We start from the raw sequence: 24105 nt of genomic DNA on the forward strand, positions 1-24105 counted from the left end.
GTGGATTAAGGCAGATCCAACTCAATAAAACGAACGAAAGGGATCAACGCATCGCTTTTTTACGCTCCAGCTTTGAGTCTCGTTGACCAGCTACAGCTAACTCAGCGTCCATCAGGGTTCGGCCAGTGGCCTGCAAATAAACATCATCCAAGCTCGGGCGACTATGAGCGAGGGCAAAGACAGGCAGCTGAGCACCATCAAGTTGCTCTCGCAAACGAGGCACAACCGCTTCATTCTCTACAACAAGATTGAGGGAAAAACCCTGTACCCGATTGACCACCACCTGGCGCACACCATCCACACCTTGGAGAAGCTGCCTGACCTGCTCGGCCTCACGATCATCGCTGAATTCCTTCACACGCAGAGTCACCCGATCACCTCCAAGTTGCTGCTTGAGCTGATCAGGAGTTCCCTCTGCGATCACTCGCCCGTCATCAATGATCGCCATCCGATCAGCAAGGGCCTCAACCTCCTCAAGGTAATGACTACTAAGGAGCACGGTGGTGCCTTGAGCCCTCAACTCACGCAACAATTGCCAAATCGCTGAACGACTCTCGATGTCCAAACCAACGGTGGGCTCATCCAACACCAGCAACTGTGGTTGATGCAACAAACCTGAGGCCAGGTCTATCCGGCGACGCATCCCGCCCGAATAGGTGCCGCAACGTCGATCAATCCAATCCTGCATGCCAAGGCAATCAATCAATTCAGCAATGCGTCCATCCCTATCGCTAGATCGCAAGTGATACAAATCCCCCTGCAACTGCAACAACTCCCGACCTGTGAGGATCTTGTCGATAGCAACCTCTTGTGCCACATAGCCCAATTCGAGCCGGACAGCACGAGGATCACTTAAAGCATTGAGGCCAGCCACGCTGACCGTGCCTGAATCAGGAGCCAGAAGGGTGCAAAGAATCCTGAGGGTGGTTGTTTTGCCTGCACCATTTGGTCCAAGCAAACCATAAAGACATCCCCGAGGCACCTTGAGGCTGAGACCTTTTAGGGCTTGAACCGTTCCATAGGACTTCTCAAGCTGCTTCAGTTCAATCATCGGCATCAAGAGGGAACGTCGTACAAGTCTTAAAAATCTAGGCAGCTCTATAGAGCTACCAGACCCTCCAGGGGGTCTCTAGTGACTTCTGTTTAGATGAACTGCCCGCTGCTCGCCATCTGCTGAAGCAAAGACCAGGCCTGAAGATCAAAATTAGCCGCCATAGGCAAACGACTAACCACCAGAAGAAGGCAGATACCAAACATATAGAAGATCGACCAACGGAAGAGCCCCTTAGCTCGATCAACATTCTCCGGAGCAGCACCTAGCTGATGAACCATTTGCAGCAGACGAGCATTGAAAGGGATCAACAAAAGTCCGTAGAGCAAGCCCCCCTCCGGCAAGGCCCAGACACCAAAACCGCTGAGTAGAACCGTGGCCCAGCCATAACGAGAAATGGCTCTGACGGTGACCACAGGGCCCTTAACAACAGGAAGCATGGGTATCCCAACAGCTCTGTAGTCGTCTCGCAGCAACAGGGCCAGTGCCCAAAAATGCGCTGGGGTCCAAAGCATGACCAGGGCAAACAACCACCATCCACTAAGGCCCACATGCCCGCTGGCCGCAGCCGCACCCACGAGAGGGGGGATCGCTCCGGCAACCCCTCCAATGACAATGTTTTGGGGAGTGCGGGGCTTCAAGATTGCCGTGTAAAGCAGCACGTAACTGCACAGACCAAGCAAAGACAGGCCAGCCGCAAGGCAGTTCACACCACTCACCAACAGAGCCGCTGCCGCCAAGGTGCAAGAGATGGCACCGATGAACGCCGCAGTTGGAGACAAGCGTCCTGAAGGCAAAGCCCTACCACTTGTGCGTTGCATGCGCCCATCAAGATCCTGTTCCCAAATGCAGTTGAGAACACCAGCAGCAGCAGCAGCCAGAGCCCCTCCTCCTAGGGTGCAGGCCAGCCTGAGAGAAGGTAAGGGCCAACCTTCGGATAGCGCCATCCCACCAAGGGTTGTGGCCAAAAGCAGTGGAATTAAGCGTGGTTTGGCAATCTCCAACCAAGCTGGCAGCTTGATCCGCTTGCGAGAAGGCACGATCTGCTCACGGGTCAGCCCCCCCTGGAGCATCTCTGGCGTTGAACTAACCATGACAATGGTCTATCGAGGATGCATCACCAACGGCAGACACCGCCAAAGGTGATCCTTCCGGATTACGGAAGGTAAGGGCGGCAAGCAAGGCCACAAGCAGAGTTGCAACTAGCTGATGGCAAACCGTCACTGCAGGCTGGGATAGTCCAAGCTGCAAGGTAAGAAATCCAAGGCCTACCTGGGTCACAACAAGTCCTAAAGCAGATATCAAAAAAGGCCACTGGCGTCGAGGCCAGCCACCGACCAAGAGAGCAGTGCCAACAAAGATCACTACGCATGCTGCAACGGGTATGGCAGAAATACGGTGCCAATCCAGCCATTGACAGGCCTGTCCGCCATTCAGGCAACGCTGGGCCGCCCAGGCCGTGGCCATACGACCACCAAGAAGACACTGACCTATCACTGCCAACAAGGAAGCTCCACCCATCAGGCGCCACCACAAAGGCGGTGACTCAACAGAAAAGGACAACAAGCCCTGAGCTAGAGCACTCACCGCCGCCACAAGTGTGAGCGCAAATGCCAGATGCGCCGTCACCACACCAGAAGGCAAAAGCTGCAAGACAGTCAGGGCTCCAAGAGCTCCCTGGACTAAAACTAAAACCACCAGGCCGCCGCAGACCCAGGGAAGCCAAGCGGGCAACTGAGAACGCCAAAAAAAAGCAGCCCCTAATTGCGCTAACAGGGCAAGGCCCACCACAAAGGCATCAAGGCGATGAAACCACTCAAGAAAAACCTGGACATTCATCTGACGCCCAGGCAGAAGAGAGCCATAACAGAGAGGCCAATCCGGACAAGCCAACCCTGCCTCCATCACACGCGTTGCGCCTCCGATCACAACCAGCGCAATCAGGGCAACGACAAGATGAACAGCCAACTGCGCAAGACGCCAGCGGACCCGAGGCAGAGACGACATCATGCTACTATGCTAGAATGAAAGGCTGTAAATCGATGGAGAGGCTTTAATCGCAAAGGTCAGGCTTGTTATCTCTGAGAATGTAGAGATTGAATCATTAGATTCACCTTGTCTAGACGACTGCAACATCACCACTGGTCGCCAAATCACCCATCCCTGACAGAAGCGCTCAGGCAAAAAAACCTAACCTCATCAGACACCTTGCAAAATAAGGATTTCTTGCAAAATTTGCGACGACTTAATAATCACTGCATGTTGCTTTGGAGCGATCTCCATAGCCTTAAAAGATCCAAATAGATTCTGTGCGGACTCCCTTTGCCATCCTGACGCTGGCGTTGGTCATTGCCCTTGTACTTGGAGGCCTATGGATTGGCCAAAACGTCAATCTGCTCCCTGTTGATGCAAGTGCGAATGCACCCGTATACGACGAACTCTTCCGAGTCCTTTTCAGCATCGGAGCAATCCTTTTTCTCGGCATTGTCGGGTTGGTTGTATTCAGCCTGATTAAGTTCCGCAGACGTCCTGGTCAATTGGAAGACGGCCTCGCCATCGAAGGCAATCTCCCTCTTGAAATCTTTTGGACAGCTGTACCTGCTGTGGTCGTGCTGTTTGTTGGTCTTTACAGCTTCGACATCTACGACCGCATGGGCGGAATGGTTCCATTAGCCCATGACGCCCATGACCATCAGATGATGGACATGAAGGAACAAATCTGGGGAGGGATCGGTTCTGTCGCCGATGCCTCCAGTGCTGAAAACAGCCTGGCCGCATTAGCGGTGGAAGTCACCGCAATGCAGTATGCCTTCCTGTTCCACTATCCCCAAGGCGACATCATTTCAGGCGAGTTGCACGTGCCTCTAGGCCAACCTGTGACACTGCGCATGGAATCCAAGGATGTCATCCATGCCTTCTGGGTTCCCGAATTCCGCATCAAGCAAGACATCATCCCTGGTCAGCCCACTCTCTTGAACTTCACAGCAACCAAGCCAGGTCGCTATCCAATCATCTGCGCCGAACTCTGCGGTCCATACCACGGGAACATGCATACGAAAGTGATTGTCGAAGCGCCCGGTGACTACGACACCTGGTTCAGCAACAACGCCAAAACAACGGTTTCAGAAGCATGACGGTTGCTATCTCTCCTCCTAGCAAAAAGCAATCAGATGGTCTTCAACCAACTGGCTGGTTGCGTTACTTCAGCTTCAGCCTTGACCACAAGGTCATCGGTCTGCAGTACTTGGTTTGCGGATTCATCTTCTACCTAATCGGTGGAGTGCTTGGTGGCGCCATCCGCATCGAACTCGCCAGCCCCATCGCCGACTTCATGGCCAGGGATGTCTACAACCAGGTGCTAACGCTGCACGGCACGGTGATGATCTTCCTGTGGATCGTGCCAGTCGTGAACGGTGCCTTCGGCAACTATCTCATTCCGTTTTACGTGGGAGCCCGTGATATGGCCTTCCCTCGACTCAATGCCGTGGCCTTCTGGATGATCCCTCCAGCTGGCCTGTTGCTGATCAGTAGCTACTTCATTACCGGTGCTGCTCAATCCGGCTGGACGGCCTATCCACCGCTGAGTATCACCACCCCCGCCGCAGGACAGATCTTATGGATTCTCAGTGTTCTCTTGCTTGGCGGTAGCTCAATCTTTGGTGGCATCAACTTCATCGCCACCATCCTCAAGCTGCGGCAGCCCGGGCTCAAGCTGATGCAACTACCCATGTACTGCTGGGCGATGCTCGGCACAAGCATCCTGGTGGTGCTCTCCACGCCAGTACTGGCTGGAACACTGGTTCTTTTAAGTTTCGACATCGTTGCCCATACAGGATTCTTCAACCCCAGCCTGGGAGGAAACGCAGTCGTCTACCAACATCTTTTCTGGTTTTATTCCCACCCAGCTGTATACATCATGGTGCTGCCAGCCTTCGGATTGGTCAGCGAAATCCTTCCTGTTCACTGCCGCAAACCACTTTTTGGCTACACCTCAATGGTGTATTCAATCATGACCATCGTGATCCTTGGCCTCGTGGTTTGGGCACATCACATGTTCACCAGTGGAACACCTCCTTGGATGCGCCTCTTTTTCACCATTGCCACATCCTTCATTGCCGTACCAACAGGAATTAAGTTCTTCAACTGGCTGGCAACACTCTGGGGAGGGCGCATCTCTCTAAACAGTGCTGTGCTTTTCTCCTGTGGCTTCATTGTCAACTTTGTGCTTGGCGGCATTACTGGCGTAGCACTTGCACAAGTTCCCTTCGACATTCACGTGCATGATACCTACTTTGTTGTTGCCCATTTTCACTACATCGTCTATGGAGGTTCGGTGTTTGTGATCTTTGCCTCTATTTATCACTGGTATCCAAAATTCACAGGGCGCATGCTCAATGAGTCTCTGGGGCGGTTTCATTTTTTAATCACTTTCATCGGCTTCAATCTCTGCTTTGCCCCACAGCATTGGCTAGGCCTGAACGGCATGCCCCGCCGTGTAGCGGAATACGACCCGCAATTCACCGTAATCAATCAAATCAGCAGTGTTGGGGCCTTGCTGATGGCCATCAGCACGCTGCCCTTTCTCTGGAACGTCGTGCAGAGTGCATTGAGCGGCCCCATTGCCGGAGACAACCCCTGGAGGGCGCTTACTCCTGAATGGCTCACCAGTTCCCCACCACCAGTGGAAAACTGGAGCGGCAAAGCCCCTCTGGTAACAGAGCCCTATGGCTATGGCATACCTGAGGAGAAGCTCAACCCAGAAAAAACCAGCAATCTTGATAGTGATCTAGGGAGCAAAAGCCAATGACATCCCTTCCAACGATCGACCATGACTATGAGGAGCAGCCTGATCTAGCAGATGAACATGCTGAGCTTGGCGAGGAACATGCTGATCACCGCATGTTCGGCCTAGCCACCTTCCTAGTGGCTGATGGCATGACCTTCGCGGGCTTTTTTGTCGCCTATCTCACATTTCGGGCTGTCAATCCCCTGCTGCCTGATGCGGTTTATGAATTAGAGCTGCCCCTCCCCACCTTGAATACGGTGTTACTCCTCGTGAGCAGCGCCACTTTCCATCGAGCTGGACAAGCTCTGAAGCGCAACCAATCAGGCCAGTGTCAACGTTGGCTGTTCATCACTGCTGGCCTTGGGCTGGCCTTTCTAGCCAGCCAAATGGTCGAGTACTTCACACTGCCATTTGGCCTCACAGACAACCTTTACGCCAGCACCTTCTATGCCGTTACAGGCTTTCACGGGCTACACGTCACCCTAGGGACGATCATGATATTGATCGTGTGGTGGCAGGCGCGTTCACCAGGCGGTCGTGTTACCAGTGAAAACCATTTTCCCCTCGAAGCAGCTGAGCTCTATTGGCACTTCGTAGACGGCATCTGGGTGATCTTATTCATCATCTTCTACCTTCTCTAAAGCCAAGGCCCTACATCTCAATCAAGAGAAGTTCGAGCAATAACTTGCCACGGTCGGAAGAATTCGTCAGAATCAACACGAATAAACCTGGCGAAATGCTCGTCGGAAAAGAACTTCTAGACAAGGCCAGGTCACTCAGCAACCGTCCTGAGGATGAGATTGCTCGTGGCTGCGGATACGTGGGGCCAAGTGGACGTGTCTTGCGCAAGAGTTTCTATCGAGCTCTCGTGGAAGCCAAGGGTTACAAGCTTCCCTCCAGCAGTGGAGGGCCAGCGGCTTCCCGCGGTCGTCAGGCCGAGTTTCGCACTCGGGTCCACGGAAATGGCAACCTGCTTATTGGGCACGCCTATACACGCAGACTCGGCCTAGAACCTGGCCAAGAGTTCCGAATCGAAATCCACCGAGAATCAGGTGCTATCTGGTTGCTACCACTAGAGAATGAGGGTGACAAGAAGTAATTCGCCCCCTCCTTAATGCTTTGGTCTCTCCATCATCAACATCGCCTTAGAGACACCCGAAAATTAGCAATTGGCACGACTGAATAGATCTTTTTTAGCCATTTCAGGTGAGTGCAGGGGGCTGGTTGTCGTCGTGCATGGTTGAGCTAAAGGCAATCAAGTCAATGCCACTAAACAGAAAGCTGATTCCCACCAATACTCCGAGTACCCACGACAGCTGCCAAAACTTCATTGTCACAATCAACAAGCCAAGAATAAAAGTGATCACCCCATTGGCAATTGCCCAGCCAGACCCTGCGCGTTTTGCGTGCGCCAGTCCAGTACAGAAAGCCACGACACCCTCTACCAAAAACACGATGCCAATCGCCAAGGCAAATGTCGCCACCTGAACAGCTGCTTCAGCAGGGTTCTTCATATTGGAGATCATCGATGCGCCTGCTACCAAGAACAGTGTTGATACCACTAGACGCCAAAAACAAACCCAACGAGCCATTCGGGAAGAGCGAGCAAGGTTGCTAATCCAGCCAACGATGCCGCCCACCAGAAACAACACAGCAATCAACCCGGTCGTCCAACTTGCAGCGACCACCGGAAAGATCAAAGCCAACACACCAAGCACGATCAACACAATGCCTTCAGCAATCGCAAAGGCCTTGAAAGTGACCAAAGAATCCTGACGTTCATCAACGGTCATGAAATGTTCAAAATGAACAGCATCTGAACGCTATTGAGGGTCTCCTGATCCGGCCATGCTTTGTAAGATGCCTGTGCAAAAGACTTAGCGACTCAGCTCCACCCATGGCTGGCAAGCCACTCCGTTGAAATCTCTTGAGTGTTCCGGTTGCTTGCCATTGGTAAATGAGGCTCCCCTGCCAAAAGACGCTCGGTGTATTTGGCCAACAGATCGGCCTCCAGATTCACCACAGCTCCAACCTCCAACTGTTGTAAAGACGTGCTCGTCCAGGTATGAGCTATCACCGCTATCCAGAACCGACTGCCGTCTTCAACGCATCCCGCAACAGTGAGACTGATGCCATCTAAAGCAATGCTGGCTTTTTCGCAGACATAGCGTCCAAAGGCAGGATCTTGCCAGCAGACCTCCAGATACCAGGACGTTGAGCGAGCATCCAGAGCCACCACCTCTCCAGATCCATCAACATGGCCACTGACCAGATGGCCTCCGAGACGGTCGCAGAGGCGAAGGGCTGGTTCAAGGTTCACAACCCCACCGCGATCCGCCTTGGCCCCAAGGCTGGTTCGACAAAGCGTCTCCTCACTGACATCAGCACGAAAACCATCCGCAATCAATTCAGCCACCGTCAGGCAGACCCCATCAACAGCAACACTGTCTCCCTCTGCCAGAGGTGCTAATGGGGAACAGCCTTGCACCAACAAGCCCGACGCTCGACGCTGCACCCGTCCCACCGCCTGAACTAGCCCCGTAAACATGGCAGGCCGTATGTGGCAACATCACTGGCCATAATCGGACAAAAGGGAGATGGGGGGTCAGTGGTCGAGATGAGCGTTGCCGGTCTCGCACTCGACGCGTCCAGTCGCAGCCCAATCGTGCTGCTCAGGGATCCATCCGGACGAAGACAGGTGCCGATCTGGATCGATCAAGCCCAGGCGCACAACATCATGGCCGGAATTCAGGACTCACCTATACCAAGACCACTGAGCCACGACCTCATGGTGGCCCTGCTCAAAGCAGGAAATCTTCAACTTGAGAGGGTCATCATCCACGCGATTGAAGACAACACATTCCAGGCTGTACTCAAACTTCGTCTTAAGGCATCAGAGGAAGAACCGGAAGAAGAGAAGACTCCTGAGGAATCAACACTGCTGCTTGAAATTGATGCTCGTCCTAGTGATGCCATCGCCCTTGCAGTCCGCACCAAAAGCAGCATCTGGATGCTCGAGGAGGTCGTAGCAGAAGCCTCAATTCCTGTAGATGCCGAGGCTGACGCAGAAGATCAGAACGAATTCCGTCGCTTCCTTGATGAAGTAAGTCCTGCGGCTCTGGTCCGTCACCTCCAAACCCGTGAAAGTGAAACAGACGAACCCTTCAATTCTCCAGATCCCGATCCCGACCATCAGGAATGATGCCAATACGACGCCCCTTTGGTCGGGGACCGGCAGTGAGCCTGTTCACCCTTGGGACGATGAGGGCAATCGGCTCAGCCGAGCAAATGTATGGGGTTGTTAAAGCTGCCCAGGCCGCTGGCATTAACCACATCGAAACCTCCCCGGCCTATGGCCCGGCAGAAAGTTTTCTTGGCACTGCTCTGCGACAGCTGCAACAAAACCAAGCTGAACCTTCTGGAGGCTGGGTCATCACCAGCAAACTTCTGCCCGGGCTAAGCCTGAAAGAAGGGCAGTGCGAATTGCACAAGGTTTTGGAGCGACTTGGACGACCCAAGCTTGAAAACCTTGCTGTTCATGGCCTCAATCGCCCTGAGCACCTGGAGTGGGCCCTAAGGGGAGACGGCGCAGCGCTACTGCGTTGGGCTGAGGAAGAGGGTCTTGTTGTTCAAGTGGGATTCACTAGCCATGGCTCATTTCCCCTCATCAAGGAAGCCTTAGCAAGCGGTCGTTTTCAATTCTGCAGTCTGCATCTGCACCTACTAGATCCCGAACGTATTCCTCTGGCACAGGAGGCCCTTGCATCAGGCATGGGTGTGATGGCAATCTCCCCTGCTGATAAAGGAGGACGGCTTCAAGACCCAAGCCCAACCCTGGTTGAGGACTGCAGCCCACTCTCGCCTCTCCAACTTGCCTATCGCTTCCTGCTGGCTGCAAAGATCAGCACCCTCAGCCTTGGTGCTGCTCAGCCAGAGGACCTGACCCTTGCTGCGCAGTTGGCCAATGCCGGTGGGGCACTCAATCAACGCGAGCAAAGAGCTCTCAACCAACTTCGCCAACAAGGTGAGCGCCGCCTAGGTGAAAACCGATGCGGCCAGTGCAAAGCCTGCCTGCCCTGCCCAAATTCTGTACCCATACCAGATCTACTACGACTACGAAATCTGGCCGTAGGCCATAACCTTCAAGCTTTTACAGAAGAGCGTTACAACCTGATCGGACGAGCAGGACACTGGTGGGAAGGTATTGATGGCAGCGCCTGCGAGCGCTGTGGCGAATGCCTACCCCGCTGCCCCCAACACCTGCCGATCCCGGATCTCCTCGCTGACACACACCAACGCCTAGCGGCAGCTCCCAGGCGCAGGCTATGGGGTTGATTGGCGCCAACGCTGATCCAGCTCAATCTGCTGAACAGCTGTAAGCACTGGTAAGGACCAACAACGCGACCAGACCTCCTTGGATGGCAACACAATGGAGCGATAGGCCTTAGGAATTGCTCTTAAGGCAAGACGCAACTCTGCACGTGGCAACGGAGGGATCCAACCACCGGCAAGCAATTGTCCCAGCAGAGGCTCCTGCCAAGACTGCTCGACCCATTGCTGTGGCAATGGCTCCCGAGTCAAGGCAGACCGGACAAGAACAGTCCAGTTCAATGGGGCTCCACTGTTGGGGAGTACCACGCTGAGCCTTGGGTCACGACGCAAGCTCGGCAAGCAGCGCTGTAGCGGCAATACCGCGACCCGAGCTTTCCCTTGAATTAACCAGTTGAGACCCTGCCGATCATCAAAGGTGTAGGCCTGAGCACGCAGCTGCCGCAATCCATGAGCAACCTGCATCCTCTCAGCCAGAGACATCACAAGACGGGGGCTCTGGGGTAACACCACCCGCCCCTTAAGAGCCGGGTCTAACAAAACATGCCAGCCAGACCTTGCCTGTAATGCCCAAGGATCACCCTGACGAAAGAGCAACACCCAGGGGCTGACCCCAACAGGCAGAACTCGAGACTGAAGGGCTGGTCCCAGGCTGGCTTCAAAGGCCCTCGCCTGACCATCGAGCCGGTCTTGAAGCCCAGGCGCTTCGATCCGCTGCAAGGTTTTTGCGGGCAAGCTCGTCAGCCAACCATCACCAAGAGCCAACAGGTCATTGCCCTGCTCGAGTGCGGCGATGAAAGGGTTTCTACCTGCATCAACTTCAATCGGGTGATAGCTCCAAGGCACGGGCAAACTGCGTCGCCATTTCTTTGGCAACGTTTCCGGAGTTGCTCTCAACAAAGGGGCTGCTGAGGCACGTCCACAGCTCGCTAAGCCCATCAGCCCAGCCATCAAGCCCAGTTTTAGCAGCTCTCTTCGTCCAAGCTGCCTTTGTTCAAGCATGGCGCCACTCATCGATCAGACCCTACGGGGCGGAGAAAATCTCATGAGCAAGACGTCCCCAACAATTGGTTCATAGCTAGATCACACGCCTCCAACAGCTGCTCACAAGAAGCCCCTTGAAGCTGAGCCAATAGCGCCAGGGCTCCAGCACCAACACCTTCTTTGACATATCCAAGCTCATAATCCTGAAGAGCCCGATGCTGACTGTTATGGAAACGCAGCCCTGTGGCCAGGCCCAAAAGGCGAACACCGAAAAACCCCCCTACGCAATCGATCAGACACTCAAGTGCACCTGGCCTGCCATCTGAACGCTTAGCCTCCTCTGCCAGCCAAGACGTAGTACCCAGCACAATCCCATCAACCATCTCCTGGCGATGGGATGGTTCCGTAGCTGCCAAGGCCAGAGCCAGCACGGCCACCATCTGACTGCCACCGCCAAGCATGACAGGCTGACCAGCCTCTCTTGCACCAAGTAGCAGCCCAACCGCTACGGGCTGAAAAGGATCACCTAAGGCCGCAATCACTCGCTGAGGTGGAGGGTTAAACCCCAAGGCCGCTTTACTCAATCCACGATCAACCAACTCCTGTTTCAAGACCATCGGTGCCTCACGAGCACTACCACTGATCAGATCAGCAACCTGCAAGCCAAGCCCGGTGAGTACAGCCTGAGCCGTGGTCGTTCCTCCAGGGACACATTCGGCCAATACCAAAGGACGACGAAGACCTCGCCCAAGGCAAAAGCCACGCTGCCAGAGAGCATGCACACGCGACAGACCCATGGCCTCCCCAGTACTCAAACAAGCAGCCGGACCCATTCCCGACGCCTCCAGGCGCAGATGGGGGAATGGTGGCGACAGGGTTAAGCCCACCGCCGCCACCAATGGGTCTACGCCAATCCAACGAGCGGCAACATAACTAATCAGGGCCGGTGAGATCCCTGCAGGAAGAGGTGGAAGCGAGCACAGCCTTGGCCTATCAGGGCCCTTAAGCAGCAGTTCCGCATCTGCCACAGCTGTGTAGCGACGGGCTGCTGAGGTAGCACCTGCCGCCGAAATGCCTTCCACCTCGGCGGTACGCGTGCCAGCCAAAACCAACAGCAAAGAAAACCCCAGGCCCCCATCCCGCCAGGCCCTTAACCATCTCTCCTGCGCGGCTGGAGATGCACCTGCACCAAAGGCTTTACAAGCTAAAGGTAGACCTCTAGGAGGCGAACCCGGCTTGAAATCAGAGGGGATCCAGGGCAACGAGGCCATGCAGAAGTCTGGGGGGCTCGGGAATTGGTCCCTGCAGCCGAGGAAAAATCCAGAAGGCCAGCGCATGAAGAACAAGCACGTAGACCAACTCTTGAAAAACCACCAAAGCAAAGGCCATCAGCTGCACATGATTGAGATCTGGGGCCAGAGGCAGATTGAGCAGGTCCACCAATCGATCAAGCAGACCTGATCCTGCTCGGGTGATCACCACCCAAAGATTCTCACCCACCAAAAGCGACAGCACCACAACCCTTACAAGAAAACCCGCTGTTCCAATCACAACTCCACACCCCCAACTCACCCACCAGCTCAGCCCACGATGCCAACTCCAGCCAAGCCAGAACGCTAGAAGGCCATAAGGGAACAGCACCAAGGGACCACGAACAGGCCCCATCAAGGCAATCAACAAAAGCACCGCCAGGGCAACACCCTCTAGCCCTGCCTTAGAACCGCAACGCACATGCAACAGGGCCAAAGGCAACGGCAACGCCAGCCGAAATAGGGCTCCACCAACAGGGAGGTAATACAGCGCCACCCAGATCAGAGCTGAAGCAGCCGCAAGGTAAGAAGTCTCCATCATTCTCAGGGCCTGGCGACGGCTTATGGGTTGAGAAGATCTCGAACCCTTGCGCAAGCCACCAAACCAGATCAAGGCTGCGCTCCCATACCAGAAGGCGGCACTCTGATCAAAGACTGATCCTTGACCCGTTCAATTGTCTCCACCTCAAAAGTCACTCCAGCCATTCGTAATGCCTGAGTGACGGCTTCTGCGGGCGCCGAAGGATCGGCAGCGGACAACTTGATGGTGATGCGATAAGGCTGCGGGGTAACAGGGTTACTAGCCAACTCTGGCTTCTGCTCAACCTGTCTCGATGTCTGAGGATTAACAGCTTCCGGGTTGCTCACGTCCTGATCAGGAGCTCTTGGGTCAGATGCAGAGTTCGTGGGTTCTGAATCACTGGAAACAGGTGCGACAGGCACAGGCTCCTGCGTGGGAGCATCAAAACTGTTCGCAAGTTCCTGACCAAACGGCGTATTGGCGCAGGACTGCAACATCAACATAAGCAGCGGAACACACAGGCTTAACCCATCAGCAAGTAAGCCCCTTGCACTCACCTTGAGCATCAAACCTCACCAGGCTTGATGACCCGAACAGCACTGGCTCGCAACCGACCTGTCTTTGTAGTAGCAGGAGGTTTACGAGTTTTTGGTTTGCTTGCGGCGGTTTTTTTGCTGGTTGTTGAAGTGCTCTTTTTGCGTCGACTTGTCTTCTTACTTAAAGCCTTGGCAGCCAATAGCTCCACTGCTACATCAAGAGAAATGTCGTCGACGCCCTTCCCTTCAGGTAACGAGGCATTCACCTTGCCCTGCTTGACATACAAGCCATAGGGACCGTCAAAAACCTGCACCGTCTCCTCACTTCCCTCCGGGATGCCAAGGTCTTTCAACGCAGTCCGGCCGCCCCTACCCCGCTTGGGCATCGCCAAAAGCTCTAGTGCACGGCTCAGCCCCACCGCCAGCACGTCATCCTCCCCCTTAAGGGAGCGATAGTCCTTCTCTCCCTTGCTCTTATCCCAGACCACATAGGGTCCGAAGCGACCCAAACCCGCCTGAATTCGTCCACCATCGGGATGCTCTCCCAGTAAGCGCGGCAGACGCAGTAAGCCCAGTGCCTCATCAAGGCTGAGCTCATCAGGCTTCTTGCCTTTGGGCAAGGATGCCCGCTTCGGCTTGGGGTTGTCCTCACCCACCTGGCCTCGTTGCACATATGGCCCGTACTGACCAAAAAGGAGGTAAACCTGATCACCGGTTTCCGGGTCTTCCCCAATCGATTCCGGGCCATCAGCTTTCTGCTTGAGAATCAGCTCGGCTTTCTCTGCATCAAGATCAGCAGGGGTGATCTCTTGAGGGAGGGTGGCCTTAAGCGATTCCTCCTCGCCGTCATCACCCACTCGTTTGGCTTCCAAATAGGCCCCAAAACGACCGATGCGCACCACACAGGGCAATCCCTCCAGATCCACAGTGCGAGACACACTGGAGTCGATGTCACCTTCACGCTGATGAACCTGACTCTCAAGGCCCTTTTCGCCCTTGTAGAACCCTTCGAGATAAGGCAACCACTGCACCTTGCCCGTGGAAATCTCATCAAGCGTGAATTCCATCCGAGCCGTAAAGCTGGTATCGACAAGATCGGGGAAATGCTCCTCTAGAAGAGCGGTTACAGCAAAAGCAGTGAAACTGGGAGTAAGGGAGTTGTGTTGCAATGCTGCATAACCCCGATCAACGATGGTGCCGATGATGCTGGCGTAGGTGGAAGGCCTGCCAATGCCCTCCTTCTCCAGCATCTTCACCAGTGAAGCCTCGCTATAGCGAGCCGGCGGCTGAGTCTGGTGACCGAGGGCCTCCACATCCTGCAGCGTGGGCGAATCGTCAACCGCTAAGTCAGGCAGCAAAACTTCCTGGCCTTCCAAGGCAGCGTCAGGATCATCACTGCCCTCCACGTAAGCGCGAAAAAAACCTGGGAAATCAATGCGCTTTCCCGTGGCCCGAAATTTGGCATCAGCCACACGAAGATCAACTGCCAGCATGGTGAGTCGAGCCTCGGCCATCTGGCTGGCCACTGTTCGCTTCCAAATCAACTCATATAGGGCCATGTCGCGCCCTTCAAGTCCAGATTCACTTGGGGAACGGAAGCTTTCACCCGCTGGTCGTATCGCTTCGTGAGCCTCCTGGGCATTGCGTGACTTAGTGCTGAACTGACGTGGAGTTTTGCTCAGATAATCATCGCCATAGCGTGACCCCACGCAGCTCCGAGCAGCCTGAATAGCCTGCTCGGATAGATGCACAGAGTCAGTTCGCATATAGGTGATGAAGCCACGCTCATAAAGCCCCTGGGCACACCGCATCGTTTCCCTGGCCGAAAACCGCAACTTGCGATTTGCCTCCTGCTGCAAAGTGCTTGTCGTGAAAGGAGGCACCGGTTTACGTACCGTTGGCTTCTCTTCCACCGCCTCAACCCGCCACTGACTGCTGCGCACGGACTCGGAAAGAGTGAGCGCATCTGATTCGCCAAGCAGTCGAACATTTCTGCCAGCCTTTAAAGCGCCTGTCGCTTCATCGAAATCACTGCCGGTAGCAATCTTCTGGCCGTCCAGACTGGTGAGCTTTGCCTCAAATTGACCACCACCCTTATCAAGTTTGGCCTTTAGGTCCCAGTAGCTGCCGCTACGGAAAGCCCTACGGGCACGTTCCCGCTGCACAAGCAACCGCACTGCTACGGACTGCACCCGACCGGCGGAGAGTCCCCATGCAACCTTCTTCCACAACAGAGGCGAAAGCGTGTATCCCACCAAACGGTCAAGAATCCGTCGCGTTTCCTGGGCATGGACCAGCTCCATGTCGAGATCTCTGGGCTGATCAAGAGCCTTAGCAATGGCTTCTTTGGTGATCTCGTGAAACACCATCCGCTTGACAGGCACTTTGGGAGCCAACAGCTGCAGCAAATGCCAGCTGATGCTTTCGCCCTCTCGATCTTCGTCAGTTGCCAACAACAGCTGATCAGCCTCCTTCAAAGCTGCCTTCAGCTCCTTGACCACCTTCTTTTTGTCCTTCGGAACCACATAAAGAGGTTCGAAATCCGCGGTGGTGTTCACGCCGAGGTTGGCCCATTTCTGCCCCTTCTGGGCCGCAGGGATCTCACTAGCGTTGTTGGGCAAGTCGCGCACATGGCCCATGGAGGCCTCCACACGGAAGCCCTTGGGCAGAAACCCTCGAATGGTTCTCGCCTTGGTAGGGCTTTCGACAATGACCAGAGTGTTCGCCACAGACGATATGTAACCGTTCCAATCTTTATCGCACCGGCAAGCGAGCTGCATGATGCGATGTTCTCAATAAGGTATAGCAAGGCAGCACAGCTACAGTCACGCAAATTGGTCTGATCGTGCACGCGTCATGCCCGAAATGGGTGTATTTCTTCTCGCCACCCAGGCCATGGCAGCTCCAGGGGAGCTGCTCAACCTTGCACTGAATGCTGGTGCAATTGCCCCTGAAGGGGCTGTTCTCGTCGCAATGCTGGCGACCCTACTTGTGGACTTGGCCGGTGAGCAGGCTGCCACCCGCTGGGTCCCCCCCATTTGTTATGCCGGCCTTGGCACAGCACTCGTGCTCCTCGCCCAGCAATGGAATGCCCCTCTGGAACCCTCGTTCCTTGGAGCTTTTCTGGCTGACAACCTGGCCATTGCCTTTCGGGCCGTGGTGGCGCTCTCTACCTTGCTGTCACTACTGATCAGCTGGCGCTACGCGGAACAGAGCGGCACGCCAATTGGTGAATATGCCGCCATCCTTCTGGCCGCAACCCTCGGGGCAATGCTCCTTTGCGGCTCAACTGATCTTGTGAGCGTGTTCGTCTCACTCGAGACCCTCTCAGTGGCGAGCTACCTACTGGCTGGCTACATGAAACGAGATGCCCGTAGTTCCGAAGCAGCACTCAAATATCTGCTGGTGGGCTCCGCCGCGGCAGCAGTCTTTCTCTACGGCGCCTCTCTTCTCTACGGGCTCAGCGGCACCACCAGCTTGCAGGCTATTGGCATTGCTTTACTCACCAGCCCTACTCCACTGGCCGCACTATCACTGGTCTTCGTACTTGCCACGGTGGCCTTCAAAATTGCTGCGGTGCCTTTCCACCAATGGACCCCGGATGTCTATGAAGGGTCCCCAACTCCAGTGGTCGCATTCCTCTCAGTGGGGTCTAAAGCTGCTGGCTTTGCTCTTGCACTGAGGTTGTTGGTTGGTTGCTTCGGTGCCTTCGACAACCAATGGAAATTGCTTTTCACCGTGCTGGCTGTGTTGAGCATGACCCTGGGCAACGTCGTCGCGCTGGCGCAGACATCAATGAAGCGAATGCTGGCTTACAGCTCCATCGGCCAGGCAGGATTCGTGATGATTGGCCTGGTGTGCGGAACCGAAGACGGCTTCGCTGCAATGGTTCTCTATATGGCTGCCTATCTATTCATGAACCTGGGAGCCTTTGCCTGCATCATCCTCTTCTCGATCCGCACGGGAAGTGATCGAATTTCTGACTATGCAGGTCTCTATCAGAAGGATCCGTTGATAACGCTGGGACTCAGCCTCTGCCTTCTTTCCTTGGGTGGCATACCTCCGATGCTCGGATTTTTTGGCAAGATCTATCTTTTCTTTGCTGGCTGGGCCGACCATCAATACCTCCTCGTCGTTGTTGGCCTAGTGACCTCCGTAGTGTCGATTTATTACTACATCTCTGTCATCAAAATGATGGTGGTCAAAGAACCAAAAGAAGCTTCCGATGTCGTGAAGTCCTATCCATCGATCCAGTGGTCAACAATTGGCATGCCTCCACTTCGAATAGCACTAGTGGGTTGCGTTGTTGTAACAGCCGTTGGGGGGATCCTTTCAAATCCTCTCTTTCAATGGGCGAATAATGCCGTAGCCGGCACGCCGCTTCTCCAGGAAGCCATAGCTCTAGGCAGCCAACGATCCATTGGCTAATCCAACAGCAAGCAGCACACCCGTCGCCGTGCTGAGCGATGTCAGCAAGCTCTACGGACAAGGCGCTGGAACAGTAAAAGCTCTAGATCATCTCAATCTGATCGTGTATCAAGGGGATTATTTAGCCGTGATGGGTGCCAGCGGCTCGGGCAAGAGCACAGCCATGAACATTCTCGGTTGCCTGGATCGTCCCACCAGCGGCAGCTATCGGCTCAACGGGGTAGCCGTCGAAGATCTCGATGATGACGCTCTGGCGAATCTGCGTAATCAAGAACTGGGCTTTGTTTTTCAGCAGTTTCACCTACTCCCTCAGGCCACAGCCCTGGAGAATGTAATGCTGCCAATGATCTATGCCGGGGTGCCTGCTGTCCAGCGAAGAGAACAAGCTGAACAAGCTCTCGAGCGAGTAGGTCTCAGCAAACAAATGGGAAACCGCCCCAATCAACTCTCGGGAGGTCAGCAGCAGCGTGTTGCAATTGCCCGAGCAATTATCAACCAACCAGCTCTACTGCTAGCTGATGAACCCACGGGTGCTCTCGACTCAAGAACCACAGAAGATGTTCTCAACCTTTTCGATGAGTTGCATCATCAGGGGATCACTCTGGTACTGGTCACCCACGAAAACGATGTTTCCGAAAGGGCCGACCGAATGGCGCGCTTCCACGATGGTCAAGTCGTTCGGGACTGGAGCGGTGAGCTCGCTGCTACTGATATCAGATCAATCCAAGAATGAACCAAACCAATTCCCATAATCACATCGAAAAATCGGGTAAGACCCATCCTCTTACCGTGGCCATAGTGGATGACGATCCCAGAGTTCGTGAGTTGCTCAAGGAGGAAATTCAAGACGAAGGTCATCACGTCTTGAGCTTTGAATCGGCCGAAACCTTTCTTGACAACAGCTCTTTAGAGAGCATTGATTTAGTTCTGCTGGACCTGATGATGCCAGGCATGAATGGGCTGGAATGCCTGCAGCAACTGCATCGACAAGCTTGTCATGACAAATTGCCGAGGATTGTTGTTGTATCCGCCCTCAGTGACCCAAGCAAGCAGCGCCAGGTACTCGAGGCTGGTGCTGAAAGCTATGTCATCAAACCAGACCTCTTCGAGAGACTTCCCACCCTCCTAAATGGATCCACACCCTGAAAGAGGGGCCCACGCATAACCATTGATTGCACAAGGTCTAGATCCAGAGAAACTGCTTAAGTAGACACCAGGTTGATTGTATGAATGACTAACGCATCATCACCGAGAACCAGAGTCCTATTGGTGGATGATGAACCGAGGCTGACAGAACTTCTACGCCTAGAGCTTGATGTTGAGGGTTATGAGGTCAGCGTGGCGGAAGACGGAGCCTCAGGGTTGATCAAAGCTCGAAGTGATCCATCACCAAACCTAATCATTCTTGATTGGAACCTTCCTGATTTCACAGGTGTCGATATCTGTCAACGTATTCGTTCTAGTGGCATTAAGACACCGATCTTGATGCTCACAGGTCATGACGATGTTACCGATCGCGTCAAGGCACTGGATGCTGGAGTTGATGACTATCTAACCAAACCCTTCTCCATTGAAGAGCTCATGGCCAGATTACGAGCCATGCAACGCAGAGCAGAGAAATTCTCAGGAGACTCTGGCAACGAGCATCAACCAGAGACCATACAAGTAGCGGACTTAAAGATGAACACCAGCACAAGGGATGTAACGCGCGACAATCGCACGATTCAACTTTCCGTAAAAGAATATGAGCTACTACATTTCCTAATAGTTGGCGCAGGAAAAGTTCACGAACGTGACGCCATTATGAAAGCTGTATGGGGAGAGGATTTCTTCGGAGATGACAATCTTCTAGACGTTTACATCCGCTATCTACGCCAAAAGATTGAACAAAAAGGTGCTGCTACTTTGATTCACACAGTTCGCGGGGTTGGCTTTATCCTTCGAGCAGAATAATACATACAAATTACCTTCGGCTTTTATAATGAAAATGCCTGAAGCTATATTCTCATGAAGAAGGACCTCTTTCCCCAGCACATTTCCACAAAGGTATTTTTCTTTATAGACGACTTAGAAACTGTATCCGCAGAATAAATCTTCCTGCTTCCAGCCAGTATTCCTTGAGGTTGATTGGCATGGACAACTTTCAATCGTTTGCATTAAAATGCACATCTTAAGAGGTGCATAAAGATCAATCTTATTCTTTATTAAAACGTGTTGAATATCAAATTATCGAGCTTCATTTAGAGACGGAAGCGTAGACCAGCCTCAACTCCTAACGCACCCGAAGCATCAGTATTAACATTGTCAATTGTTTGGGGCGGAGCCCAACCATAAATAACTTGACCAAAGACATCAACTCCTTCAGAAGCTGCGTAAGTAACACCAATACCTCCACCGAAAGCACACGCTGCATCGTTAGTCTTATCTCCCCAAATTGGACCACCACCAGCGTGAAGGTAAGGCGTCCAATTCGAATTAGTGGGAATATCTAGAGCCAAACCTAAGCCGACTCTCCAAAATAATTATTCACATCAGAGTCATATTTATGACCACCTACGCTGAAGCTGTCTATATCATGCCATCTATGCGCAGATATGTCAGCCCGGATAGACCCAAAATCGTATCCAATGCCTATGCCGCCAACCAACATTACGTTCATCAGCAGATACACTTTGACCGTGAAGATCTCCATCCACTGTTTCACCTCATCCTATTCCAATCCCTATTTAGATGTAAGGAGCTAATTGAGATTCACTTGCCTATTTCTCCTCTGCACTAACAGGTTGAACTGAGCCTATTAGAAGAGAGAGTCCAATTGCCGATGATGGCACTGAAGCTTTGATTATGTTTTTCAATTTAGAATGAATGAATGAATGAATTTTCAATTATAAGCGCTCATCTTGCACTCTTCTCATGTCTGCAATTTATTATATAAAAGTGTGGCCTATGTGGACTCTTGAATGGTATTTGACTGTTGGGTTTTACGCAAATTGTATTCTCAATACTCAGAGTTCTTCCATTGGGAGAGATCAAAAGATTTCTTTATCCTTCGCGAAGAAAGGTATTCATTGATTAAGGCCGTTCGAGGCTCTCGATCAACTGACCGACCAACAGCGAAACCGGGTCGACACCTGAAGCCATGAGTGGATTGAGATCCAACTCACCGGGATCCATCGCCACCCAACCGCCACCCTGAGGGCGTCTCAATTCGAAATGGAGATGTGGACCAGTGCTTAAGCCGGTGCTACCAACCCGACCAATCACCTCCCCTTGACGAACCCGCTGACCCGGCCGCAGATAAATCTCTGAAAGATGCCCATAAAGCGTGCGCCTGCGAGGAGCATCATGTTCCAGTTCAACAGCAATGCCATAGCCCCCAGCTAGGCCGCTACTGACAACAGTTCCCGTTAATGCAGCCACCACCGGAGCACCTTCTGGTGCGGCTAGGTCTTTACCCGCATGCATCAACCAACGGCCAATCACAGGATGCAAACGCATGCCGAATTCACTACTGGTAAAAGCCCCACCAATGATCGGGAAAAGAAGCTGACGATCTCCATTTCCTCGCAGGGGCTTGGGCCTCGGAGTCACCGCAAACACTGAAGCCAAGCTGAAGCCACTCCCAGAGCCTGCCAACAATGCCGAAACCGGAACCGTAAGCGGCGGCAATGGCCGACCGCCAGGACCACGGCGCAGCAAGCTGAACTGGGAACGACCTCGACGCCCCCTGGAGCGAAGAGCAACGCCACTGGCACATTCCTTGGCTGACAGCGCACCACTACGACAGGCCTGCTGCATTCGAGGCACATCGATCGTCAAACCCACCGCATGCCCCTCCAACTGACGGCGTTCCGCTGAAGTGATCACCTTGTTGCGCTCCAGCTCTTCAAGAGATTGATCAAACCTTTGCGGCCGCTCAAGCTGACTAGCCTCACGCGCAGGCAACAAAGGTGCTTGCCGAACCGCTTGAGCAACAGGATCCATTGGCTTGGCAAGGACAGGCACTGAAAGCAGCCATGCAGCAGCGAACCAGCGAAACGGCACCCGATCGGATCCTCAGACGAGAAAAACTATAGAAAAAATCCAATTCAGTTATCACCAACGTGTCCAGCGCATGGTCCGAGAACCCTGGCTCAGCAAAAGCGACCCATCCAGTCCCAGTCCGATCACGTCCCAGAGTTCACCACCCTTCGGATCACGAACCTGCTTTGTCCAGAGGCGTCGCTCAGCTTCGGCGCAAACCCAATCCGCTCGACCAGCCAAATCCATAGTTCGATCAAGAGCGCATAGCACTTCTGCCATCCAGACCAAAGGCTGACACTGGCCTGATCGAAGCAACTCATCTAAGGCAATCCCTTCTCTGGGCACACGGTTGCAAACATTCAGGCCAAGACCAATGCGTGCCAGCCTGACGCGACTGCCACGGTGCACCAATCTCGGCAAGAGACCAGCCAATTTACGGTTCCCCACCATCAAATCGTTAGGCCACTTGATACTCACGGGCACTCCCCGCCGCTCGAGCCTTTCAGCCAGCGCCACAGCCACTGCTACTCCAAAAATACCGGCAGAGCACTGAGCATCAAACCAGGGCAAAGCGGCACTGATCCAAACCCCACCGATCGGTGACTGCCAGACCCGACCACGCTGTCCCCTCCCATGGGTCTGGCGATCAGCAAACAAGGCCCGAGGCTGCTGAGCTGAACAAGGCTGCTGCTTCAGCCAATCAGACAACATCAACTCAGTACTCGCACAGACCGGCTGCCAGCGCAACTGCCATGGCCTAGCCCCGCAAGACTGCCTACGCCACAAACGGGCAACCGCAGCAGCACCAGTCCATGACTCAGATGTGCGCATGCCACCAAGGCCACATCCGGGCAACTGCCGCCTCCAAATCTTCCACCGGATGGACCAGGGCCAGGCGCAGCCAACCATCCCCGCCGGAACCAAAACCTGATCCAGGCGTCAAGGCAACTCCAGTCTGATCCAAAAGATCTGCTGCCAAAGTCTCATCGTTGTAGTTCTGCTGTTTTGCCCAGGCTGGAATCGGCAACCAAAGATAAAGCGCCATTGATGGACAAGGAGCATGCCAACCCAATGCGTGAAGAGCTGCCAGGGTCCTGTCTCTGCGCTCCCGGTAAACCCCAAGAATCTCTTGAGGCCAATCTTGGGCATCGGTAAGGGCGACTATGGCGCCTCTCTGTAACGCCAAGGATTGGTTGAAATCCACGACACCCTTGAGCTCACGTAGGGCTGTAATCAAATGTTCAGCACCAATCGCAAAGGCCAATCGGAACCCCCCCAAGCACCAGGCCTTGGAGAAGGAGAAAAACTCAATCCCGCATTCCCTCCAACCAGGACAACGCAACAGAGCTGGCGCCTCACCGTCCAGTGCCAAATCCACATAAGGATTGTCGTGAGCAACCACCACTTGATGACGGATGCCCCGATCCATGGCTTCCGCCAACCAGCTCTGTTCTCCTACCTGGGCTGTGGGGTTATGAGGAAACCCAAAAACCATCATCCGCAACTGGTCCCACTGACTGTTGCTTAAAGCCTTGAAGTCAGGTCGCCATTCCTGCTCCGGTCGGAGCAGCAGTCGTTCAATACGGGCATCGGCCAAAATCAACCCACCCCGGTGTGAAGGATAAGCAGGATCCAGAATCAAGGCAGAATCCCCAGGATCCAAAACTGCCAAAGGCAGGTGGGCCGTTCCCTCCTGTGAACCGACCAACAACAACACTTCCCGATCTGGATCAACGCTGACACCGAAGCGCCTCTGACTCCACGCAGCGACCGCCTCCCGAAAGGGCCTCGTCGAAGCATGCAAGCAATAAGAAGAACTCTCAGGTGCCCTTAGAGCAACTTCAATAGCCTCAAGTGCCACCGCTGGAGGTGATAAGTCTGTGGACCCCAGTGACAAATCCAGCAGAGGCAAACTTTGAGGGCCTGCGTTAGCCAGGCGATAAGCCTGCTTACGGCGGTCATTGCGGTCAAAAACGCCACGACCCAATCTGCCTAGACGCCTTGAAGTCGCCATCAACGGAAAGCTAAAACTGTGTTTTGGTGATCGGTTACTACATCAAATAAGCAGCCGTTAAGAACTCCGCAAAGGAGGCAAGACATCTTGCAGCACAATGATCTGCCGATGAAATCCATCCCCT

24 protein-coding genes are annotated in these 24105 nt (G+C 53.8%); 10 read left to right on the forward strand and 14 right to left on the reverse strand.

Translation table 11 applies throughout. The features are described 5' to 3' along the window. Positions 1–43: 43 nt before the first annotated feature. The 3 genes from PMIT1303_RS08410 to PMIT1303_RS08420 all read right to left on the reverse strand — a co-directional run bounded on the left by PMIT1303_RS08410 (position 44) and on the right by PMIT1303_RS08420 (position 3061). A complete protein-coding gene (locus PMIT1303_RS08410; RefSeq protein WP_063398329.1) occupies positions 44–1057 on the reverse strand; it encodes an ABC transporter ATP-binding protein in 1014 nt (337 codons plus the stop codon). A gap of 86 nt (positions 1058–1143) precedes the next feature. Then, on the reverse strand, positions 1144–2145 hold the full coding sequence (locus PMIT1303_RS08415; RefSeq protein ID WP_011825316.1) for a heme o synthase: 1002 nt from the start codon (positions 2143–2145) through the stop codon (positions 1144–1146). After that, positions 2138–3061 (reverse strand): heme A synthase, encoded by a 924-nt coding sequence (locus PMIT1303_RS08420; RefSeq protein WP_063398330.1) that lies wholly within the window; start codon positions 3059–3061, stop codon positions 2138–2140. The genes PMIT1303_RS08415 and PMIT1303_RS08420 overlap by 8 nt, the downstream gene beginning before the upstream one ends. A 299-nt stretch (positions 3062–3360) precedes the next feature. Between PMIT1303_RS08420 and PMIT1303_RS08425 the strand changes: the two genes are divergently transcribed. The 4 genes from PMIT1303_RS08425 (at position 3361) to PMIT1303_RS08440 (ending at position 6936) form a co-directional block, all read left to right on the forward strand. Continuing rightward, positions 3361–4185: a cytochrome c oxidase subunit II gene (locus PMIT1303_RS08425; RefSeq protein WP_063398331.1), complete on the forward strand. Its 825-nt coding sequence runs from the start codon at positions 3361–3363 to the stop codon at positions 4183–4185. Then, the gene (gene ctaD / locus PMIT1303_RS08430) at positions 4182–5858 is read left to right on the forward strand and encodes a cytochrome c oxidase subunit I (RefSeq protein ID WP_063398332.1); all 1677 of its coding nucleotides are present in this window, start codon (positions 4182–4184) and stop codon (positions 5856–5858) included. Before PMIT1303_RS08425 ends, ctaD begins: the two co-directional genes overlap by 4 nt. Next, on the forward strand, positions 5855–6478 hold the full coding sequence (locus PMIT1303_RS08435; protein WP_063398333.1) for a cytochrome c oxidase subunit 3: 624 nt from the start codon (positions 5855–5857) through the stop codon (positions 6476–6478). Before ctaD ends, PMIT1303_RS08435 begins: the two co-directional genes overlap by 4 nt. Before the next feature lie 95 nt (positions 6479–6573). Beyond that, complete coding sequence (locus tag PMIT1303_RS08440; RefSeq protein WP_011825310.1) at positions 6574–6936, forward strand: AbrB family transcriptional regulator; 363 nt, start codon at positions 6574–6576, stop codon at positions 6934–6936. A 103-nt stretch (positions 6937–7039) separates the two neighbouring features. On the opposite strand, the gene PMIT1303_RS08445 is transcribed toward PMIT1303_RS08440, so the two are convergent. Both PMIT1303_RS08445 and PMIT1303_RS08450 read right to left on the reverse strand, forming a co-directional pair. Next, positions 7040–7630 carry an HdeD family acid-resistance protein gene (locus PMIT1303_RS08445; RefSeq protein ID WP_063398334.1) on the reverse strand — a complete coding sequence of 197 codons (591 nt, stop codon included), beginning with the start codon at positions 7628–7630 and terminating at the stop codon, positions 7040–7042. A gap of 92 nt (positions 7631–7722) precedes the next feature. Beyond that, positions 7723–8385, reverse strand: coding sequence for a riboflavin synthase (locus PMIT1303_RS08450; protein ID WP_063398335.1), 663 nt, complete (start codon positions 8383–8385; stop codon positions 7723–7725). A 69-nt stretch (positions 8386–8454) separates the two neighbouring features. On the opposite strand from PMIT1303_RS08450, the gene PMIT1303_RS08455 reads away from it, so the two are divergent. Beyond that, complete coding sequence (locus tag PMIT1303_RS08455) at positions 8455–9039, forward strand: bifunctional nuclease family protein (RefSeq protein ID WP_011825307.1); 585 nt, start codon at positions 8455–8457, stop codon at positions 9037–9039. Continuing rightward, positions 9036–10172 (forward strand): aldo/keto reductase, encoded by a 1137-nt coding sequence (locus PMIT1303_RS08460; protein ID WP_063398336.1) that lies wholly within the window; start codon positions 9036–9038, stop codon positions 10170–10172. The genes PMIT1303_RS08455 and PMIT1303_RS08460 overlap by 4 nt, the downstream gene beginning before the upstream one ends. Here the strand turns inward: PMIT1303_RS08460 and PMIT1303_RS08465 are convergent. From PMIT1303_RS08465 to topA, 5 genes are all read right to left on the reverse strand, one after another. After that, positions 10161–11180 carry an ABC transporter substrate-binding protein gene (locus PMIT1303_RS08465; protein WP_063398337.1) on the reverse strand — a complete coding sequence of 340 codons (1020 nt, stop codon included), beginning with the start codon at positions 11178–11180 and terminating at the stop codon, positions 10161–10163. The two genes, PMIT1303_RS08460 and PMIT1303_RS08465, sit on opposite strands and share 12 nt — an antisense overlap. 29 nt (positions 11181–11209) lie before the next feature. Next, the gene (locus PMIT1303_RS08470) at positions 11210–12421 is read right to left on the reverse strand and encodes a nicotinate-nucleotide--dimethylbenzimidazole phosphoribosyltransferase (protein WP_063398338.1); all 1212 of its coding nucleotides are present in this window, start codon (positions 12419–12421) and stop codon (positions 11210–11212) included. Continuing rightward, positions 12393–12998 (reverse strand): DUF2232 domain-containing protein, encoded by a 606-nt coding sequence (locus PMIT1303_RS08475; RefSeq protein ID WP_231901416.1) that lies wholly within the window; start codon positions 12996–12998, stop codon positions 12393–12395. The genes PMIT1303_RS08470 and PMIT1303_RS08475 overlap by 29 nt, the downstream gene beginning before the upstream one ends. 71 nt (positions 12999–13069) lie before the next feature. Next, positions 13070–13546, reverse strand: a complete 477-nt coding sequence (locus PMIT1303_RS08480; protein WP_063398339.1) for a hypothetical protein — start codon at positions 13544–13546, stop codon at positions 13070–13072. Continuing rightward, on the reverse strand, positions 13546–16245 hold the full coding sequence (gene topA / locus PMIT1303_RS08485; protein WP_197459804.1) for a type I DNA topoisomerase: 2700 nt from the start codon (positions 16243–16245) through the stop codon (positions 13546–13548). The genes PMIT1303_RS08480 and topA overlap by 1 nt, the downstream gene beginning before the upstream one ends. Before the next feature lie 127 nt (positions 16246–16372). Between topA and PMIT1303_RS08490 the strand changes: the two genes are divergently transcribed. The 4 genes from PMIT1303_RS08490 to PMIT1303_RS08505 all read left to right on the forward strand — a co-directional run bounded on the left by PMIT1303_RS08490 (position 16373) and on the right by PMIT1303_RS08505 (position 19897). Beyond that, a complete protein-coding gene (locus PMIT1303_RS08490) occupies positions 16373–17944 on the forward strand; it encodes an NAD(P)H-quinone oxidoreductase subunit N (protein WP_063398341.1) in 1572 nt (523 codons plus the stop codon). Next, on the forward strand, positions 17937–18677 hold the full coding sequence (locus tag PMIT1303_RS08495; protein ID WP_063398342.1) for an ABC transporter ATP-binding protein: 741 nt from the start codon (positions 17937–17939) through the stop codon (positions 18675–18677). Before PMIT1303_RS08490 ends, PMIT1303_RS08495 begins: the two co-directional genes overlap by 8 nt. Further along, the gene (locus PMIT1303_RS08500) at positions 18674–19090 is read left to right on the forward strand and encodes a response regulator (protein WP_063398343.1); all 417 of its coding nucleotides are present in this window, start codon (positions 18674–18676) and stop codon (positions 19088–19090) included. Before PMIT1303_RS08495 ends, PMIT1303_RS08500 begins: the two co-directional genes overlap by 4 nt. An 84-nt stretch (positions 19091–19174) precedes the next feature. Then, the gene (locus PMIT1303_RS08505; RefSeq protein ID WP_063398344.1) at positions 19175–19897 is read left to right on the forward strand and encodes a response regulator transcription factor; all 723 of its coding nucleotides are present in this window, start codon (positions 19175–19177) and stop codon (positions 19895–19897) included. A 287-nt stretch (positions 19898–20184) separates the two neighbouring features. Here the strand turns inward: PMIT1303_RS08505 and PMIT1303_RS08510 are convergent, their stop codons facing one another. The 4 genes from PMIT1303_RS08510 to PMIT1303_RS08530 all read right to left on the reverse strand — a co-directional run bounded on the left by PMIT1303_RS08510 (position 20185) and on the right by PMIT1303_RS08530 (position 23981). Further along, on the reverse strand, positions 20185–20442 hold the full coding sequence (locus tag PMIT1303_RS08510; protein ID WP_063398345.1) for a hypothetical protein: 258 nt from the start codon (positions 20440–20442) through the stop codon (positions 20185–20187). Positions 20443–21016: 574 nt separating this feature from the next. Continuing rightward, positions 21017–21988, reverse strand: a complete 972-nt coding sequence (locus PMIT1303_RS08520; protein ID WP_063398347.1) for a M23 family metallopeptidase — start codon at positions 21986–21988, stop codon at positions 21017–21019. Positions 21989–22039: 51 nt separating this feature from the next. Then, complete coding sequence (locus PMIT1303_RS08525; RefSeq protein WP_063396231.1) at positions 22040–22798, reverse strand: biotin--[acetyl-CoA-carboxylase] ligase; 759 nt, start codon at positions 22796–22798, stop codon at positions 22040–22042. Further along, the gene (locus PMIT1303_RS08530) at positions 22785–23981 is read right to left on the reverse strand and encodes an aminotransferase class I/II-fold pyridoxal phosphate-dependent enzyme (protein ID WP_063398348.1); all 1197 of its coding nucleotides are present in this window, start codon (positions 23979–23981) and stop codon (positions 22785–22787) included. Before PMIT1303_RS08530 ends, PMIT1303_RS08525 begins: the two co-directional genes overlap by 14 nt. Between the last annotated feature and the right edge of the window lie 124 nt (positions 23982–24105).

It is taken from the genome of Prochlorococcus sp. MIT 1303, from assembly GCF_001631965.1.
GTDB lineage: Bacteria > Cyanobacteriota > Cyanobacteriia > PCC-6307 > Cyanobiaceae > Prochlorococcus > Prochlorococcus marinus_D.